Source organism: Clostridium sp. C8 (assembly GCF_001010885.1).
Taxonomy (GTDB): domain Bacteria; phylum Bacillota; class Clostridia; order Clostridiales; family Clostridiaceae; genus Clostridium; species Clostridium sartagoforme.
The window spans coordinates 14,601-30,992 of sequence record NZ_LBMX01000109.1 but is presented as its reverse complement, the minus strand read 5'-3'; the positions used below and the strand labels follow the sequence as shown (position 1 = coordinate 30,992).

Annotated in this window: 17 protein-coding genes; all 17 read left to right on the top strand. The window is 29.9% G+C overall.

Features of this window, described 5'->3' with window-relative positions; genetic code table 11:
* Window positions 1-25: 25 nt before the first annotated feature.
* Window positions 26-1,213 (top strand): glycoside hydrolase family 88 protein, encoded by a 1,188-nt coding sequence (locus AAT22_RS17770; protein WP_047002232.1) that lies wholly within the window; start codon window positions 26-28, stop codon window positions 1,211-1,213.
* Between the two features lie 27 nt (window positions 1,214-1,240).
* Complete coding sequence (locus AAT22_RS17765) at window positions 1,241-1,744, top strand: PTS sugar transporter subunit IIB (RefSeq protein ID WP_047002231.1); 504 nt, start codon at window positions 1,241-1,243, stop codon at window positions 1,742-1,744.
* 19 nt (window positions 1,745-1,763) lie between these two features.
* The gene (locus tag AAT22_RS17760) at window positions 1,764-2,570 is read left to right on the top strand and encodes a PTS sugar transporter subunit IIC (protein ID WP_047002230.1); all 807 of its coding nucleotides are present in this window, start codon (window positions 1,764-1,766) and stop codon (window positions 2,568-2,570) included.
* Window positions 2,560-3,384 carry a PTS system mannose/fructose/sorbose family transporter subunit IID gene (locus AAT22_RS17755; RefSeq protein WP_047002229.1) on the top strand — a complete coding sequence of 275 codons (825 nt, stop codon included), beginning with the start codon at window positions 2,560-2,562 and terminating at the stop codon, window positions 3,382-3,384. Before AAT22_RS17760 ends, AAT22_RS17755 begins: the two co-directional genes overlap by 11 nt.
* Before the next feature lie 11 nt (window positions 3,385-3,395).
* Window positions 3,396-3,809 carry a PTS sugar transporter gene (locus AAT22_RS17750; protein WP_047002228.1) on the top strand — a complete coding sequence of 138 codons (414 nt, stop codon included), beginning with the start codon at window positions 3,396-3,398 and terminating at the stop codon, window positions 3,807-3,809.
* Complete coding sequence (locus AAT22_RS17745; protein ID WP_016208385.1) at window positions 3,809-4,084, top strand: preprotein translocase subunit YajC; 276 nt, start codon at window positions 3,809-3,811, stop codon at window positions 4,082-4,084. Before AAT22_RS17750 ends, AAT22_RS17745 begins: the two co-directional genes overlap by 1 nt.
* Before the next feature lie 12 nt (window positions 4,085-4,096).
* On the top strand, window positions 4,097-6,085 hold the full coding sequence (locus AAT22_RS17740) for a heparinase II/III family protein (RefSeq protein WP_047002227.1): 1,989 nt from the start codon (window positions 4,097-4,099) through the stop codon (window positions 6,083-6,085).
* A 112-nt stretch (window positions 6,086-6,197) separates the two neighbouring features.
* Entirely contained in the window at window positions 6,198-6,836 is a 639-nt protein-coding gene (locus tag AAT22_RS17735) for a bifunctional 4-hydroxy-2-oxoglutarate aldolase/2-dehydro-3-deoxy-phosphogluconate aldolase (RefSeq protein WP_047002226.1), read from the top strand.
* A gap of 53 nt (window positions 6,837-6,889) precedes the next feature.
* Window positions 6,890-7,831: a sugar kinase gene (locus AAT22_RS17730; protein WP_047002225.1), complete on the top strand. Its 942-nt coding sequence runs from the start codon at window positions 6,890-6,892 to the stop codon at window positions 7,829-7,831.
* A gap of 226 nt (window positions 7,832-8,057) precedes the next feature.
* Entirely contained in the window at window positions 8,058-8,519 is a 462-nt protein-coding gene (locus AAT22_RS17725) for a YdeI/OmpD-associated family protein (RefSeq protein WP_016208381.1), read from the top strand.
* A gap of 66 nt (window positions 8,520-8,585) precedes the next feature.
* Window positions 8,586-9,347, top strand: a complete 762-nt coding sequence (locus AAT22_RS17720) for a MurR/RpiR family transcriptional regulator (protein WP_016208380.1) — start codon at window positions 8,586-8,588, stop codon at window positions 9,345-9,347.
* A gap of 120 nt (window positions 9,348-9,467) precedes the next feature.
* Complete coding sequence (locus AAT22_RS17715; protein ID WP_016208379.1) at window positions 9,468-11,066, top strand: PTS transporter subunit EIIC; 1,599 nt, start codon at window positions 9,468-9,470, stop codon at window positions 11,064-11,066.
* A gap of 88 nt (window positions 11,067-11,154) precedes the next feature.
* Window positions 11,155-11,775, top strand: a complete 621-nt coding sequence (locus AAT22_RS17710; protein ID WP_047002224.1) for an orotidine 5'-phosphate decarboxylase / HUMPS family protein — start codon at window positions 11,155-11,157, stop codon at window positions 11,773-11,775.
* Window positions 11,772-12,314 (top strand): 6-phospho-3-hexuloisomerase, encoded by a 543-nt coding sequence (hxlB, locus tag AAT22_RS17705; RefSeq protein ID WP_016208377.1) that lies wholly within the window; start codon window positions 11,772-11,774, stop codon window positions 12,312-12,314. Before AAT22_RS17710 ends, hxlB begins: the two co-directional genes overlap by 4 nt.
* Before the next feature lie 192 nt (window positions 12,315-12,506).
* Window positions 12,507-13,841 (top strand): 6-phospho-alpha-glucosidase, encoded by a 1,335-nt coding sequence (locus AAT22_RS17700; RefSeq protein WP_047002223.1) that lies wholly within the window; start codon window positions 12,507-12,509, stop codon window positions 13,839-13,841.
* Window positions 13,842-13,934: 93 nt separating this feature from the next.
* Window positions 13,935-15,650, top strand: coding sequence for a dihydroxy-acid dehydratase (gene ilvD, locus AAT22_RS17695; RefSeq protein ID WP_047002222.1), 1,716 nt, complete (start codon window positions 13,935-13,937; stop codon window positions 15,648-15,650).
* Window positions 15,651-15,744: 94 nt separating this feature from the next.
* Entirely contained in the window at window positions 15,745-16,392 is a 648-nt protein-coding gene (locus AAT22_RS17690; protein WP_016208374.1) for a bifunctional 2-keto-4-hydroxyglutarate aldolase/2-keto-3-deoxy-6-phosphogluconate aldolase, read from the top strand.

Here is a 16,392-nt window from a genome sequence, read left to right as displayed (position 1 = left end):
AAAAAGACATTAAGGAGTTAAAAAAATGCGAGTAATTAAAAAAGAATCATTAGTTGGTAGTGAGCGTTACTTAAATGGAGGATTTTTAACCAAAAAAGAAATTAAAGATGCTTTAGATGATTGTATTAGGAAAATCGATAGAAATATTGAAGTTTTTGGAGAAGAATTTCCAACTCCAGCAACTAAGAATAATACTTATGAAGTGATGGATAATACTGAGTGGACTAATGGTTTTTGGACTGGTATATTGTGGCTAGCATATGAGTACACAAAAGATGAGAAATATAGAAGAATAGCTGAAAAGCATGTAGAATCCTTCCATAATAGAATTATAAATAATATTGAAGTTGAGCATCATGATTTAGGATTTTTATATACCCCATCTTGTGTCAGTTCATATAAATTAACAGAAAATAAATTAGCATATGATGCTGCAGTTATGGCAGCAGATAAATTAATTGGTCGCTATCAAGAAGTTGGTGGATTTATACAAGCATGGGGAGAGCTTGGTGCTCGTGATAACTATAGACTAATTGTAGATTGTCTTTTAAATATCCCATTATTGTATTGGGCTAGTAGCGTAACTGGAGATAGTAAGTATAAGGAAATTGCAGATAGACATTTTGGTACTACTATTTCAAATGCTATTAGAGAAAATGCATCTGCATACCACACTTTTTACTTTGATCCTGAAACAGGAGATCCGATAGGGGGAAAAACAAGGCAAGGTTATTCAGATGACTCTAGCTGGGCTCGTGGACAAGCGTGGTTAATTTACGGAATAGCATTAAATTATTATTATAACCCTCAAAAGGAAAGTTTAGAAAACTTTGAGGCAGTAGCAAATTATTTTATAAATCGTTTACCAGAAGACTTTGTATGCTATTGGGATTTGATTTTTAATGATAATTCAGGACAATCTAGAGATTCATCTTCAGCAGCGATTGCTGTTTGTGGCTTCAATTTAATGGATAAGTTCTTGCCAGAAAGTAATGAAATGAAAAATGTCTACAGACATATAGAGCACATAATTTTAAGAAGTTTGATTAACAATTATACAAAAGAATTAACTGAAGGAGCAACCGCATTATTGAACCATGGAGTTTATTCATGGCATTCAGGCAAAGGCGTTGATGAAGGAAATATATGGGGTGACTATTATTATATGGAGGCATTAATTCGCTTTTATAGTAATTGGAATATGTACTGGTAATTCTATTAATGTAATGGAGGAATAGTTATGGAAAATAAGCCAAATATAAAAAAAATACGTATAGATGAGCGTTTAATTCATGGGCAAGGTACATTATGGGTTAAAAGTTTAGGCGTTAATTTAGTTATAGTAGCAAATGATAAGGTATCGACAGATCCAATTCAACAAACGCTAATGAAAACAGTTATTCCAAAAGAAGTTAATATGCGTTTTTGGACAATTGATAGAACCAATGAGGTTATTTGGAAAGCTGCACCAAACCAAACTATTTTTGTTGTTGTAAAAGATTGTAAGGACGCATTAAGATTAGCTGAAGGCGGATTTCCTATGATGGAAGAATTAAATGTAGGTAATGTGCATGCAGCTGAAGGTAAAGAAAAGGTTTCTCAATTTATTTATTTAGGTGAAGAAGATAAGGAAGCTTTACGTAAATTAAGAGATAAATATAATATTAAATTTGATACTAAAACATCACCAGTATCAAATGATGGTGTTCAAACAATAGAAGCTTTAAATAAGGCGATATTATAGAATAGAGGAGGATTACATTATGGAAATTACATTAGTTCAAGCACTTTTAATTGGACTAGTAACTGCATTTTGTTATGCAGGACAATTATTAGGTATTTATACTAACCGTTCAATTGTTATGGCATTCTTTGTTGGATTAATCTTAGGGGATATCCCAACGGCTCTAACATTCGGGGCATTAGCAGAATTAGCATTCATGGGATTTGGTGTTGGTGCAGGTGGTACAGTTCCTCCAAACCAATTAGGACCTGGAATCGTTGGAACAATAATGGCTATAACTTTAAAAAATCAAGGAGTTACTCCTGAATCAGCCTTATCACTATCATTCCCGTTTGCGGTATTATTCCAATTGCTTACTACTAGTTTATATACTGCTTTCTCTGGAACAACAAGTAATGCTAAAAATTTAATAAAAGAAGGTAAGTATGGTAAATTCAATGTGGTTGCTAATCTTACATTTATAGGCTTCTTAGTTGTTGGATTTATAGTAGGTCTAGCATCAGCAGTAAGTTTACCTGCTTTACAAGCATTTGTTGATGTTCTACCACAATGGTTAGTTAAAGGATTCTCAGTTGCTGGTGGACTTGTACCTGCAATAGGATTTGCAATGATTATGTCAGTTATGTTAAAGAAAGAATACATTCCATATGTGTTATTAGGATATATATGTGTTTCATATTTAGGATTACCAACTATGGCTACTGCACTAGTCGGAGCAGTATTTGCAATAATTATGTATAACTTAAATACAGAAAAAGCACAAGTTGTAGTAGCTAGCACTTCAAATGTTGCTGTAGAAGAGGAGGATTTTTCAAATGGCATCTAGAAAACCGGTATTAACATCAAAAGATTATTTAAATACTTCTTTAAGAGCTTATTATCTACAAAATGGATTTAACTATAATTCATATCAAGGAACAGGATATTTATTTGCAATATTACCAGCGTTAAAGAAAATTTTTAAAAATGAACCAGATAAGCTAAAAGAAATAGCTGGTGGAAATATTGAATTTTATAACACAAGCCCTCATATGGTACCTTTTATAACAAGCTTACAATTAGCAATGCTTGATCATGGTGAAGATGTAGAAGATGCTCGTAGCATTAAAATGGCTTTGATGGGCCCTTTAGCAGGTATTGGTGATTCTCTTGCACAATTTGGTGTAGCTCCATTATTTTCAACAATTTTTGCTGGATTAGCAATGGATGGATTAAGCTTTGCACCTATGGCTTTCTTTATAACTATAAATGTTACATTGTTTATTGTTAAATTGTTAATGGGACATTTAGGATATAAACTTGGAACTAGTGTAATTGCTACTTTAAGTGAAAAAATTGGACAAATATCTCATGCAGCAAATATTGTTGGTGTTACTGTAATTTCTGCATTAGCAGTTTCGTTTGTAAAGGCGAAGATAGGTATTCAATACGCTACTACCCTTGCAGCAGGAGCTGATACAAAAGAACAAGTAGTTTCTCTTCAAGGAATTTTAGATAAGATACTTCCAAATATGTTACCTGCTGTTATTACTATAATAGTATTTGTATTAGTAAAAAAATATAAATGGTCAACATATAAGTTACTAGCTTTATTATTTGCATTAGGTATAGTACTTTCATACTTTGGTATCCTGGTTTAGGAGGTATTGAAATGCAAAAGATAATTATAGTAGGACATGGAAATTTTCCAAGTGGAATTTTATCAGCAGTATCTCTACTAGTAGGAGAAAATGAAAATATTATAGGTCTAAATTTAAATGGTGAATTAACACATGAGCAATTTGAAGAACAATTAAAATCTATTTTAGATCAGAACAATCATGCTATAGTACTAGCAGATTTAACTGGAGGAGCTCCTCATCAAATCTCAGCTCGTTTAGTATTAGAATCTGGTAATAAAAATCAATATGTTATTTCCGGGGTTAATCTGGCATTAATTGTTGATATAGTAATGAAAAGTCTTTTTGGTGAAGTTTCAGATGATGAACTGCAAGATACATTACTTAAGTCTATTGATGAATGTAAAGAAACAACTACTCTATTAAGTGCTAGGATGATGGGATAATGAGTAAAAATAATATAACTTTTATAATAATAATTATTATAACATCTTTAGCATTTTTTATACTATCGTCAATTATTCAATATAAAAGAGTAAAGAAGAATAGTGAAGAACATTCAAGTTTTCTTGAAGGGCTTAAAATTGGTGAAAAAATTGTATTGAGTTCAGGAGTTTTGGGCGTGATATTGCATAAGAATAAAGATAGTTATTCTATAGAAATAGCTAAAGATGTTATAATAGAAGTTTTACCATCTAGTATTATAGGAAGAAGAAAATGAGGATATTAAATTATGATAACTTTTGATTTAGTGAACAGGTATAGTAGTGAATTTTTAAAAGGAACTTGGGAAGAAAAAGTTAAAAGTAATTGTAGTAAGGAAATAAAAAGAGCAAGATTTCAAGGTAATTTATTATGTGAAAATATAATTATTTATAATGATCCTATGGATATGGAATCAACCTCTATCCCATATATATTTGATGGAGTTAATTGGAATAAATCTCTTAATGGAGATCCAGAATGGATTTTTATGTTAAGCAGACATGGATTTATGATTGACTTAGCTGTAGCCTATAGGCTTACTAAAGATAGAAGATATTTATTGAAATGGAAAGATTATTTGTTTAGTTTTATAACTCATAATGGAATTCCATCAGAAAACAACAAAGATTCTTGGCGTAATATTGATACTGGAATAAGATTATCAAATTGGATGAGAAGCCTTATATATTTAGGTCGTGATCTAGTTTTATCAACAGAAGAGTTAAAACTTTTTGAGGAGTCTTTAAAAGTACACTTAAACTATCTTTATGAAGAGTATAAACCAAAGCAGCTCTTAAGTAACTGGGGGGTACTATTAGTAACGGGAATATTATCGGTATCGATATTATTTCCTGAACTAGTAGATGAAGATCATAAAAATTGGGCGTGGAATTTATTGAGTGATCAAATTGAAATACAATTTTATAAGGATGGAATTCAATGGGAACAAAGCCCTCTTTATCATCATGAAGTTGTTTTGAGTATTGCTTATGTAATAATGCATGCAGAATATACAAAGCAAGAAATGAAGGTAAATATTCGTGAGAAGCTAAAACCGTTAATTTATGCATCACAATATTATGTTAAACATAATAATAAATTATTATCACTACATGATAGTGACGGTGTCGATTTTTCTTACGTATATAGTATATATAGATGTTTAGGGTTAACGTCTGAAAAAGTATATAATAATGAAAAAGGAATTTTATTTGTTGGTAAGAAATATGATAAAATGTCTAATTTCAATTATGAAGAAAATGAAAATATTAATGGGTGTTTTAAGCAAAAAGATAGTGGTTTTTTAGCATATAAAGATAAAAAACATTTGATAACAATGTTTAATGGACGTCATGGTAGTGGACATGGTCATGCATCACTTGGAAGTGTAACAATAAGTTTGAATAAAGAAGATTTAATAGGAGATCCAGGTAGATTTACATATCAACAGGATTCTGTTATTAGAAGCAGTTTAAAAAGGCAATGGATGCATAACACAGTGGATGTTGATAATAAAGAGGGATTTATTATTAATGGAGCTTGGTCTTATGACGAAATACAAGATCCTATATCTAATAATTATGTTCAAGATGGTAATTATATAGTATTAGAAAGTTCTTGGGTTGGAAAATCAATAAATAAGCTAAAAAATAAAAAAGATATCCAAGGGGAAGAACTATATATAATTAAAAGAACTGTTTTTATACAGTCAGAAATGAATATTGTTATTATATTTACCAATATTGAATATCCAGGCAAACATAAATGGCGTTCAATTTATAATATTGAGCCAACAGCAAAATGCATTAATGGTGAAAAATATATAATGAAGACAAATAAAAGAAATTTTGCAGCGGATGTTTTATATGGTGAGAAATTTAAACACAGTAAGAGTATATTTTCTAATAAATATAATCAATTATGTAATAATGATAAATTGATATCAGAAGAATTTTTTACAGACAGAGGCAATAAAGTAGAAGCATTTTATGAGTATGATTTATTAAGTGTTAGGAAAGTAAATGTTCATCAAAATGGGAGCAATTCATCAGCAAATAAAGATAAAATAATAGGCTTTGAAATTAAAATTAACGATACAAATAAGAAATTTTCTGTTTATTATTGTGCTTATGATACTTTTAAAGGCGATAAGCTTTATATAAGTGAAAACAACCATAGCATATATGGAAAATTAACTGTATTTGATGAAAAAAATAGAAGAATAAAGTTATTATAGGATTTAAGAAAAATAATAATACATTAAGGTGGGTTGGATTTGAAGGATGGAATAATCATTTAAATTCAACCCAATTTTTATAATAAATAAATTTCATGATAGGAGAGCTTATATGAATAAACAAGAAGTAAAAATGATAATGAAGAAAAAGTTAATAGCAGTGATTAGAGGAAATAATTTAGAGGAAGCAGAACTTATATGTAAAACTCTTGTAGAATCAGGAATAACAACTTTAGAAATTACATTTAGTTTGCCTAGAGCAGAAAAATTAATCAAAAATTTAAAGAAGAATTTACCTAATGCTCTTATTGGAGCTGGAACTGTTTTATCTAGAGAACAGGCAGCCTTAGCAATATCAAATGGAGCAGATTTTATTGTATCACCATGTATAGTAGAAGAAGTAGGTCAGTTCTGTAAAGAAAAAGATGTTTTTTGTTCGATGGGAGCTGCAACACCAACAGAAATATATAACTCTTATTTAGCAGGAAGCGATGTGGTCAAGCTATTTCCTGGAGATTGTATATCTATGAATATGATTAAAGGGATAAAAGCACCAATGCCTTTTATAGATATTATGCCAACCGGTGGAGTTGATGATAAAAATATTAATGATTGGTTTGATAATGGGGCTTATGCAGCAGGATTTGGAGGTTATTTAACAAAAGGAATAAATTCATCTAACCTTAACTTACTAAAGGAACGCTGTGAAAAACTAATCAAGGCTGTTAAAGCAGAGGATATGGATATATAAAGAAAAATAGTTTTTTACCAGTTACAACTAGATTATACAAGGAGGATTAATAAGTGAGTGACGTTATATTATTTGGAGAGCCTATGGCTTTATTTATAGCAAAAGATGAAGGAAATATAGACGAAGTAAAGAATTTTAAAAGATCATTAGCAGGGGCAGAGGTAAATGTGTGCATAGGTCTTACAAGATTACAGCATAAAGTTTCGTATATAACAAGATTAGGAGAAGATCCTCTTGGAAAGTATATAAAAAGGTATTTAGAGGAAGAAAGAATTAGTACAGAGTTTGTTACTTTTGATAAATTAAATAAAACAGGAATTATGTTAAAAAGTAAAGTCTTAGTTGGTGATCCTGAAACAGCTTATTATAGAAAAGACTCTGCTTTTTCAAAAATGAAAGCAGAAGATATTGAAGCTATAGATTTAGAAGGTGTGAGATTACTTCATATTACTGGAATTCCACCAGCATTATCACAAGGCTGTAGAGAAGCAACTTATAGATTAATGGATAGGGCAAAGGAAAAAGGAATATTTATTACTTTTGATCCAAATTTACGTCCAGTATTATGGGAAAGTAAAGAAGTTATGATTGAAGTTATAAATGGTTTAGCTAGAAAATGTGATTTAATTTTACCTGGAATTGAAGAAGGACTAATATTAACGGGAAGTAGTAGTCCAGAGAAAATAGCTGATTTTTATAATGAATTAGGAGTTAATGAAATAGTTGTAAAGTGTGGGGGTAAAGGGGCTTATGTAAGAAATAACAATGAAAGTTATTTCCAAAGGGGATTTAAAGTTGATAAAGTAATTGATACGGTTGGGGCTGGAGATGGTTTTGCGGTAGGAATAATAAGCGGAAAGCTAGAAAGTTTAAATCTTAAAGAATCTGTAATAAGAGCTAATGCTATAGGGGCAATACAAGTTACATTTGAAAGTGATAATGAAGGACTGCCAACAAGAGAAAAACTAATTAAATATATGGAAAGTAATGTTTAAGTTAAAAAACGTGATGCTTTAAGCAAAATCTAATATATTATTTAATTTATATAATTAATTGATTATACTTTTAATATATAAATTGATAATATATTAGTTTTTTTTATTATAAATTTAATATATTCTCTAATATTATGTTAAAATTAAAATACTTTTAGGAATTAATAAAATATAATTAATAATTATAAGAATATTTAAATATAAAACTTGATATTGGAGGAAAAAGATGAAAGTGTACACATTCAAAGCTGAAATAAAGAAAATAGAAAATAAAGATGCATCATATATAGAAGTTCCAATAGATATTGAAAAGGAATTTGGAGCCAAAAGAATTAAGGTTAAAGCTAAATTCAATAACGTAGAATATATAGGATCAGTAGTAAAAATGGGATTACCATGTTACATAATTGGTATAACAAAAGAGATAAGAAATAAGATTAATAAAACTTATGGAGATATTATAAGTGTGGAATTAGAAGAAGATAAAGAAGAAAGAATTATAGAGTTGCCTGAGGAATTTAAAGAAAAACTTGAAGCGAATAAAAAAGCATATAAATTTTATGAAGCTTTATCTTATTCTCAAAAAAGAAAATATTTTCAAATGATAACTTCAGCTAAAAAAGAGGAAACTAAAATAAAGAGAATGAATGAAGCTATAGAAAAATTAGAAAATAATATAAAAATATAAAACTTAATAAGAGTATAGTATTAAAGATTCAATATTATAGGAATATAAATTGAGATGGAGGAAAGAATGGATTTATCTAAACTTATTGAAAATAAGGGACTTACTGAAATTGAAATAAAAGTTTTAAATTATATATTAGACAATATAGATCAAGTTAATAAATTAGGCGTCAGAGGTATTGCTAAAAATAATTTTACGTCAACATCAACTATCATGAGACTTTCTAAAAAGCTTGGCTATTCTGGATTCTTAGAAATGCAATATAATTTAGCTGCATTAACAAAAAATGAATTTGAAGATACCTTAAATGAAAGAGGTTTTTTAGATAGTTTAAATATGGAGAGTTTACTTGAAGGAAATAGTAAAGAAGCAATTAATGAATTTGTAGATATATTATTTGATGATAGTAACAAATTCATATTTATTTATGCAAATGGATTTTCAGGAATTGTAGCAGACTATATAAATAAGAAACTATTAGTAATGGGCAAAAGATGTATATTATCAAATGGAACAGATTCAATAGGTGTTTTTGAAAATAATTTAGATTTTATAAGTGCAATTATAGTCATATCAAAATCAGGAGAAACACCTATGGTTTTGAATAAGGTAAAAACAGGAAAAGAACATGGTATAAAAGTTATATCTTTTACAAATGAAATTGAAAATAGTATAAGCAAACTTGCTGATGTAAGTTTAAAGATAGATGATGCCAATAAGTTAGACGACAGAAATCTAATGCCTAATACATTCTTTCCAAAGGTATTGGTATTAGTAGAACTATTGATATACGAATACTATAAGAGAAAAAATAGCAATTCTAAGTAACGTGTTATCTAATTGGGTAACACGTTTTTTTGAGGACAAAATCTATATACAGATAATAGAACACTTATTATAATGAAAAATGTAAATGGTTTCTAGAAAAAATATATGGAGGTAAAGAAAATGAAAGAAAAGATAATGAATCAACTACAAAACTTTTCTAAAGGAATGTTTGTACCTGTTTTAATATTACCAATAGCAGGTATAATAATTGCAATAGGTAATATTCTAACTAATGCTAAATTAGCGGAGTACTTACCATTTCTAAAGAATAATCTTGTATTTGGATTAGGAAAAATGTTGTCAGGCTCATTAGTTTCTGTATTAACAAATTTAGGTATTATATTTTGTGTAGGCTTGGCAGTAGGACTTGCTAAAAAGAAAAAAGCAGAAGCAGGTTTCACATCATTATTAGTATTTTTAGTATTTATAAATGCAATGAATATATTTTTAAATTTAAACGGAAAACTAGCACCAGCTGATGCATTAAGAGGAAGCGGTCAAACAACTGTATTAGGTGTACAAATACTTGATATGGGAGTTTTCTTAGGAATTATATTAGGTATAGTTGTAGCATATTTTCATAATAAATTTAGCGAAAAAGAATTTGATGGAGCATTTCAAATATATGGAGGCTCAAGACTAGTATTTATTATATTAATACCAGTAACTGTTCTTTTAGCAATAGTATGTAGTTATATATGGCCAGTAGTACAAGGTGGAATAAATAACCTTGGAGAATTTATAAAAAATTCAGGAAACTTTGGTATATTCACATATGGTACATTAGAAAGATTATTAATTCCAACAGGTTTACATCACTTAGTTTATACTCCATTCTTATATAGTTCATTAGGAGGAGTTGCTGAAGTTGGTGGTCAAGTTTTTGAAGGAGCTAGAAACATATACTTTGCAGAAATGGCTGATCCAACAATAGCTAAACTTTCAGCATCAGTAATTTGGGATGCTAGAGGACTTTCAAAGATGTTTGGTTTAATAGGTGCATGTTTAGCAATGTATCATACAGCATTACCACAAAACAAAACTAAGATCAAAGCAATTTTAATTCCAGCAGCAGTTACATCTATTTTAGCAGGAGTTACGGAACCAATTGAATTTTCATTCATGTTCGTAGCACCAGTATTGTTTGGAATTCATGCTGTATTAAGTGGACTTGGAATGGTAATATTAAATCTTTTAGGAGTTACAGCAATAGGTCCAAATGGATTAATAGATTTCTTATTATATAACCTTCCACTTGGAATAGAAAAAACAGGTTGGCCAATGTATATATTAGTTGGTATAGGTCAATTCATAGTATATTATTTAATATTTAGATTTGTAATAACTAAGTTTAAACTTAAAACTCCAGGAAGAGAAGAAGAAGGCGAAACTAAGCTTTATACAAAGAGTGATTATAAGGCAAAGGCTACATCAAACAAAGAGTCAGTAGATACTAAAGCATCAGGAGAAGCAAATTTAGCACCAGTTATAGTTGAAGGACTTGGTGGTGTAGATAATATAGTAAAAGTAGATAATTGCTTCACTAGATTAAGATTAATAGTAAAAGATTCTTCATTAGTAAATGAAGCTTTATTAAAAAACGAAACAGCAGCAAATGGTGTTGTAATTAAAGGTGAGAATGTTCAAGTTATCTATGGATTGAGAGTTACAGGTGTAAGAAAAAGCGTAGATGAATATCTTGGAATAGAATCAAACTAAAATATAATATAAGGAGTGGCTGAATTAGTCACTCCTATTTGAATATATATAAATTGAATATATTTATTTTGTAAGAAGGAAAGAAAAAATGAGATTACAAGTAGCAATTGATAGAGTGACTATTGAAGAAGCTTTAAAGTTAGTAAATGAATTTGATGGATTGGCAGATATTATTGAAATAGGAACTTCTTTAATAAAAGATTATGGACTTTTAATTTTAAGTAAAATAAATTTAAATAAAAATAAATCTTTAATTTTAGGTGATATAAAGACAATTGATGAAGGTGCTTATGAATTTGAAATGGGCTATAAGTGTGGATTTGATATTTTAACAGTAATGGGAAACTCATCATTAGAAACTATAGAAAAGTGCTATGAGGTTTCTAAAAAATATAACAAAGGTATTATGATTGATTTGTTGGAGTGTTCCGAAGATAAAATAAGAGAAATATCTAATTTCAAAGATGCCATTTATTGCATACATACATCTACTGATAAGAAAAATAAGGGAAGTTTTATAAATGAGTTAGAAAAATTCAATAAGGAATTTCCACATATTAAACATATTGCAGTATCAGGTGGAGTTAAATTAGAAAGTATTGAGGTATTTAAAAATTATAATATTGATATAGTAGTTGTAGGATCAGCAATTACATCAAAAGAAAATCCAAGGGATGAAATAAAGAAGTTTAAGGGAGAATTTATATGAGTATAATAAAAGAAATATTAAAAGAAGTTAATGATGTTGTTTTAAAAGTTAATGAAGACGAAATATATAAAATAATAAATACTTTAAAAAGGGATAACTCTATATTTGTAGATGGAGAAGGAAGAAGTGGTTTTCAGGCGAAAGGTTTTGCAATGAGATTAATGCATATAGGATATAAGTCGTATGTTTTAGGGGAAACCATTACTCCTGTCTTAAAAGAAGATAATATATATATTGCTATATCTGGATCTGGAACTACAAAAAACACATTGAGTAATGCAAGAGCAGCAAAAGAGTTAGGCCTTAAGGTGATTGTGGTTACAAGTAAAAGGAAATCTCCTTTAGCTGAAATTGCAGACGTTATTTTAGAGGTACCAGGAAAGGTTAAATCGGATGGAGACCAAGGGTCTATTCAGTTATTAAGCTCATTATTTGATCAAGCTACTCATATAGTTTTAGATTGGATATGTCTTTTATTAAGTAAAAGAGATAATTTATCAAATATTGAAGTGTTAAATAATCATGTAAATATAGAGTAGAGAGTTAAGAATATTCAAATATTTTGAGAACATGTTACAACCTAAGGTAACATGTTTCTTTGAGTATAGAAACTGTTTACCATAAGTATTTACTGGTCTATAATGTGCTTGTAAGTAACAAAAACAAAATAAAATTTAAATAAATATAATAATTGAATTTTATAAACTGTAATAGGAAAGGTGGCTAATTTTATGGATAAGAATAAAAAGTTTTCTGTAGTGATAGCAGGAGGAGGAAGTACATTTACACCAGGTATTGTAATGATGCTTCTAGATAATGTAGATCGTTTTCCATTACGTAAATTAAAATTATATGATAATGATAAAGAACGTCAAGAAGTAATAGGTGAAGCATTAGAAATATTATTAAAGGAAAATGCACCTGATATAGAATTTTCATATACAACAGATCCAGAAGAAGCATTTACAGATGTAGATTTTTGTATGGCACATATTCGTGTTGGAAAATATGAAATGCGTGAAAAAGATGAAAAAATTCCTCTAAAATATGGGGTTGTAGGTCAAGAAACATGTGGGCCAGGAGGAATAGCTTATGGAATGCGCTCTATAGGTGGAATGATGGAATTAATAGATCTTATGGAAAAATACTCTCCAGATTGTTGGATGCTAAATTATTCTAACCCAGCAGCAATAGTTGCAGAAGCTTGCCGTGTATTAAAACCAAAATCAAAGGTATTAAATATTTGTGATATGCCAGTCGGAACATTACGACGTATGTCTCAAATAGTTGGATTAACTCCAGCAGATTTAGAAGTCAGTTATTTTGGGCTAAATCACTTTGGATGGTGGACTAGTGTTAGAGATAAAGAAGGAAACGATTTAATGCCTAAATTAAGAGATTATGTTTCAGAAAATGGATATTTAAATCAAGTTGAAGTAGATACTCAACATACAGAACCAAGCTGGCAAGAAACTCATAAGAAAGCAAAAGATTTAATAGCATTAGATCCAAACTTCTTACCAAATACTTATTTAAAATATTATTTATATCCAGATTATGTTGTAGAACATTCTAATAAAGAATTTACAAGAGCTAATGAAGTAATGAATGGAAGAGAAAAGAATGTATTTGAGGCAGCAAGAGAAATAACAAAAGCTGGAACTGCAAAGGGTGGAGAATTCCATATAGATGCCCATGCTTCATTTATAGTTGATTTGGCAAGAGCAATTGCATATAACACACACGAAAGAATGTTATTAATAGTTGAAAATAAAGGAGCAATAGAAAACTTTGATCCAACAGCTATGGTTGAAGTTCCATGTATAGTTGGAAGTAATGGTCCAGAAGCTTTAGTTCAAGGAACTATTCCAAGATTCCAAAAGGGATTAATGGAACAACAAGTTGCAGTAGAAAAATTAGTTGTTGAAGGCTGGATAGAAGGAAGTTATCAGAAGTTATGGCAGGCCCTTACTTTATCTAAGACTATACCAAGCGCAAAAGTAGCAAAAGAAATCTTAGATGATTTAATTGAAGCAAATAAAGGCTATTGGCCAGAACTTAAATAATAGAGTATAAAGTGAATTTTATAGGCTCGGATGATGGATATTCCATTATCCGAGCTATGTTTAAATAATAGAACATAAAATAGGGAGGATATTATGATTAGTCAAGATATTAGAAAGATTGCGCCAGAAATGGATCCGCTTCGTAGAGGAATGGGATATACGTCAGAGGAATTATCTAAACCACAAATAATAATTGAAAGTACATTTGGAGATAGTCATCCAGGAAGTGTGCATTTGCTTAAATTTGCTAATAATGCAGCTATGGGAGTGGCAGATAAGGGGGGAAGGGCATCAAGATTTTTTGCAACAGATATATGTGATGGAATGGCACAAGGTCATGATGGAATAAATTATTCATTAGCATCCAGAGATACGATAGCATCACTTATAGAGATTCATGCTAATGCAACACCTTTTGATGGAGGGGTATTTATAACTAGTTGTGATAAGGGTGTACCAGCACATTTAATGGCAATAGGAAGAATAAATATACCATCAATTGTCGTTACTGGCGGGGTAATGAAAGCAGGTCCTAATCTTTTAACATTAGAGCAAATAGGAACTTATAGTGCTATGCAAAGGCGTGGAGAAATTACTGAAGATGAATTAACTTATTATAAAAATAACGCGTGTCCATCAGCTGGATCATGTTCTTTTATGGGAACTGCTGCAACAATGCAAATAATGGCAGAAGCATTAGGGTTAATGCTACCTGGAAGTGCAGTTATGCCGGCAACATGCGAAGATTTAGAAAACGTAGCAATAGAAGCAGGAAAGCAAATTATTGAATTAGCCAAGAGAAATTTGAAGGCAAGAGATATAGTTACACTTAAATCTTTTGAAAATGCAATAATAATACATGCAGCTATTTCGGGATCAACTAATTCATTACTTCATATTCCAGCTATAGCTCATGAATTTGGAATAGATATAGATGCAGAAAGCTTTGATAGGATACATAGATATGCACCATATTTATTAAATATTCGTCCAACAGGTAAGTGGCCAGCAGAGTACTTCTATTATGCAGGTGGAGTTCCAGCGGTTATGGAAGAAGTTAAAGACTTATTACATTTAGATGTAATGACAGTTACAGGAAAAACTTTAGGTGAGAACTTAGAAGATTTAAAGAAAAATGGATTCTATGAAAAATGTAATGAATATTTAAAAGGAACTGGTTTAAGTAAAGAAGACATTATTAAACCATATAAAAATCCAATAGGCAAAAATGGAGCTATTGCTATATTAAAAGGTAATATAGCACCAGAAGGAGCTGTTGTTAAACATTCAGCTGTACCAAAGGAAATGCATAAAGCAATTTTAAAAGCAAGGCCATTTGATAGTGAAGAAGAAGCAATTGAGGCAGTATTATCTAAAAAAATTAAACCAGGTGATGCTGTATTTATAAGATATGAAGGACCAAAGGGAAGCGGGATGCCAGAAATGTTCTATACAACAGAGGCAATTTCATCAGATAAAGAATTATCTTCAAGTATTGCTCTTATAACAGATGGAAGATTCTCAGGAGCTTCAAGAGGGCCAGCTATAGGACATGTTTCACCAGAAGCAGCAGTAGGCGGTCCAATAGCTTTAGTTGAAGAAAATGATTTGATTGAAATTGATATAGAACAAAGAATTATACAAATTATAGGTATTAATGGTAAAAAGTTAGATTTAGAAGAAATAGATAAAATACTAATTGAGCGTAGAAAAGAATGGAAACCAAGGCAAAATAAATATAAATCAGGAATACTAAAGATATTTTCAGAGAAAGCTGTTTCACCAATGAAAGGTGGATATATGGAATAATTAATTTCCTTAAGCTTACAATTATTAAGTATTAATGTAAAAACATAAAAGTTATTTGTGAAAATAGTATATAAAATTTATAGGAGAATGTAGTATGTTTAGATTAAGAGTTTTAGAAGCTTTAAAAAGTTGTGGAGTAGTGGCTGTAGTTAGAGGTACCACAAAAGAAATTGGAGTTAAAATATCAGAAAGTTGTATTAATGGAAGTGTAAAAGCAATAGAAGTAACCTATACAAATAAATTTGCTAATGAAATAATAAGGGAACTTTCAGAAAAGTATTCTAAAGATGCCGATGTTGTAATTGGAGCTGGAACAGTCTTAGATGCAGAAACTGCAAGAATGGCAATATTAGCGGGAGCACAATATATAGTTTCTCCATCCTTTAATAAAGATACTGCAACGCTTTGTAATAGATACAATATTCCTTATATACCAGGAGTAATGACAATAAATGAAATAGTAACAGCTTATGAAAGTGGAGTAGATGTTATTAAATTATTCCCAGGAAATGCTTTTGGACAAGGATATATAAGTTCAGTAAAGGCACCACTTCCATATGCAAACATAATGGTAACAGGTGGAGTGAATTTAGAAAATATAGATAAATGGGTAAAAGCCGGAGCTGCAATAGTAGGGATTGGTGGAGAATTAAATAAGCTTGGTGAAGCAGGAAAATTTGATGAAATAGAATTGATTTGTAAACAATATATAGAAAAATTTAATAAAGCAAGAGGTATTTAA

Bases quoted from the DNA above. Each gene is read 5' to 3' on its own strand.
- AAT22_RS17770 (WP_047002232.1), top strand. From the start codon at position 26: ATGCGAGTAATTAAAAAAGAATCATTAGTTGGTAGTGAGCGTTACTTA.
- AAT22_RS17765 (WP_047002231.1), top strand. From the start codon at position 1,241: ATGGAAAATAAGCCAAATATAAAAAAAATACGTATAGATGAGCGTTTA.
- AAT22_RS17760 (WP_047002230.1), top strand. From the start codon at position 1,764: ATGGAAATTACATTAGTTCAAGCACTTTTAATTGGACTAGTAACTGCA.
- AAT22_RS17755 (WP_047002229.1), top strand. From the start codon at position 2,560: ATGGCATCTAGAAAACCGGTATTAACATCAAAAGATTATTTAAATACT.
- AAT22_RS17750 (WP_047002228.1), top strand. From the start codon at position 3,396: ATGCAAAAGATAATTATAGTAGGACATGGAAATTTTCCAAGTGGAATT.
- AAT22_RS17745 (WP_016208385.1), top strand. From the start codon at position 3,809: ATGAGTAAAAATAATATAACTTTTATAATAATAATTATTATAACATCT.
- AAT22_RS17740 (WP_047002227.1), top strand. From the start codon at position 4,097: ATGATAACTTTTGATTTAGTGAACAGGTATAGTAGTGAATTTTTAAAA.
- AAT22_RS17735 (WP_047002226.1), top strand. From the start codon at position 6,198: ATGAATAAACAAGAAGTAAAAATGATAATGAAGAAAAAGTTAATAGCA.
- AAT22_RS17725 (WP_016208381.1), top strand. From the start codon at position 8,058: ATGAAAGTGTACACATTCAAAGCTGAAATAAAGAAAATAGAAAATAAA.
- AAT22_RS17720 (WP_016208380.1), top strand. From the start codon at position 8,586: ATGGATTTATCTAAACTTATTGAAAATAAGGGACTTACTGAAATTGAA.
- AAT22_RS17715 (WP_016208379.1), top strand. From the start codon at position 9,468: ATGAAAGAAAAGATAATGAATCAACTACAAAACTTTTCTAAAGGAATG.
- AAT22_RS17710 (WP_047002224.1), top strand. From the start codon at position 11,155: ATGAGATTACAAGTAGCAATTGATAGAGTGACTATTGAAGAAGCTTTA.
- hxlB (WP_016208377.1), top strand. From the start codon at position 11,772: ATGAGTATAATAAAAGAAATATTAAAAGAAGTTAATGATGTTGTTTTA.
- AAT22_RS17700 (WP_047002223.1), top strand. From the start codon at position 12,507: ATGGATAAGAATAAAAAGTTTTCTGTAGTGATAGCAGGAGGAGGAAGT.
- ilvD (WP_047002222.1), top strand. From the start codon at position 13,935: ATGATTAGTCAAGATATTAGAAAGATTGCGCCAGAAATGGATCCGCTT.
- AAT22_RS17690 (WP_016208374.1), top strand. From the start codon at position 15,745: ATGTTTAGATTAAGAGTTTTAGAAGCTTTAAAAAGTTGTGGAGTAGTG.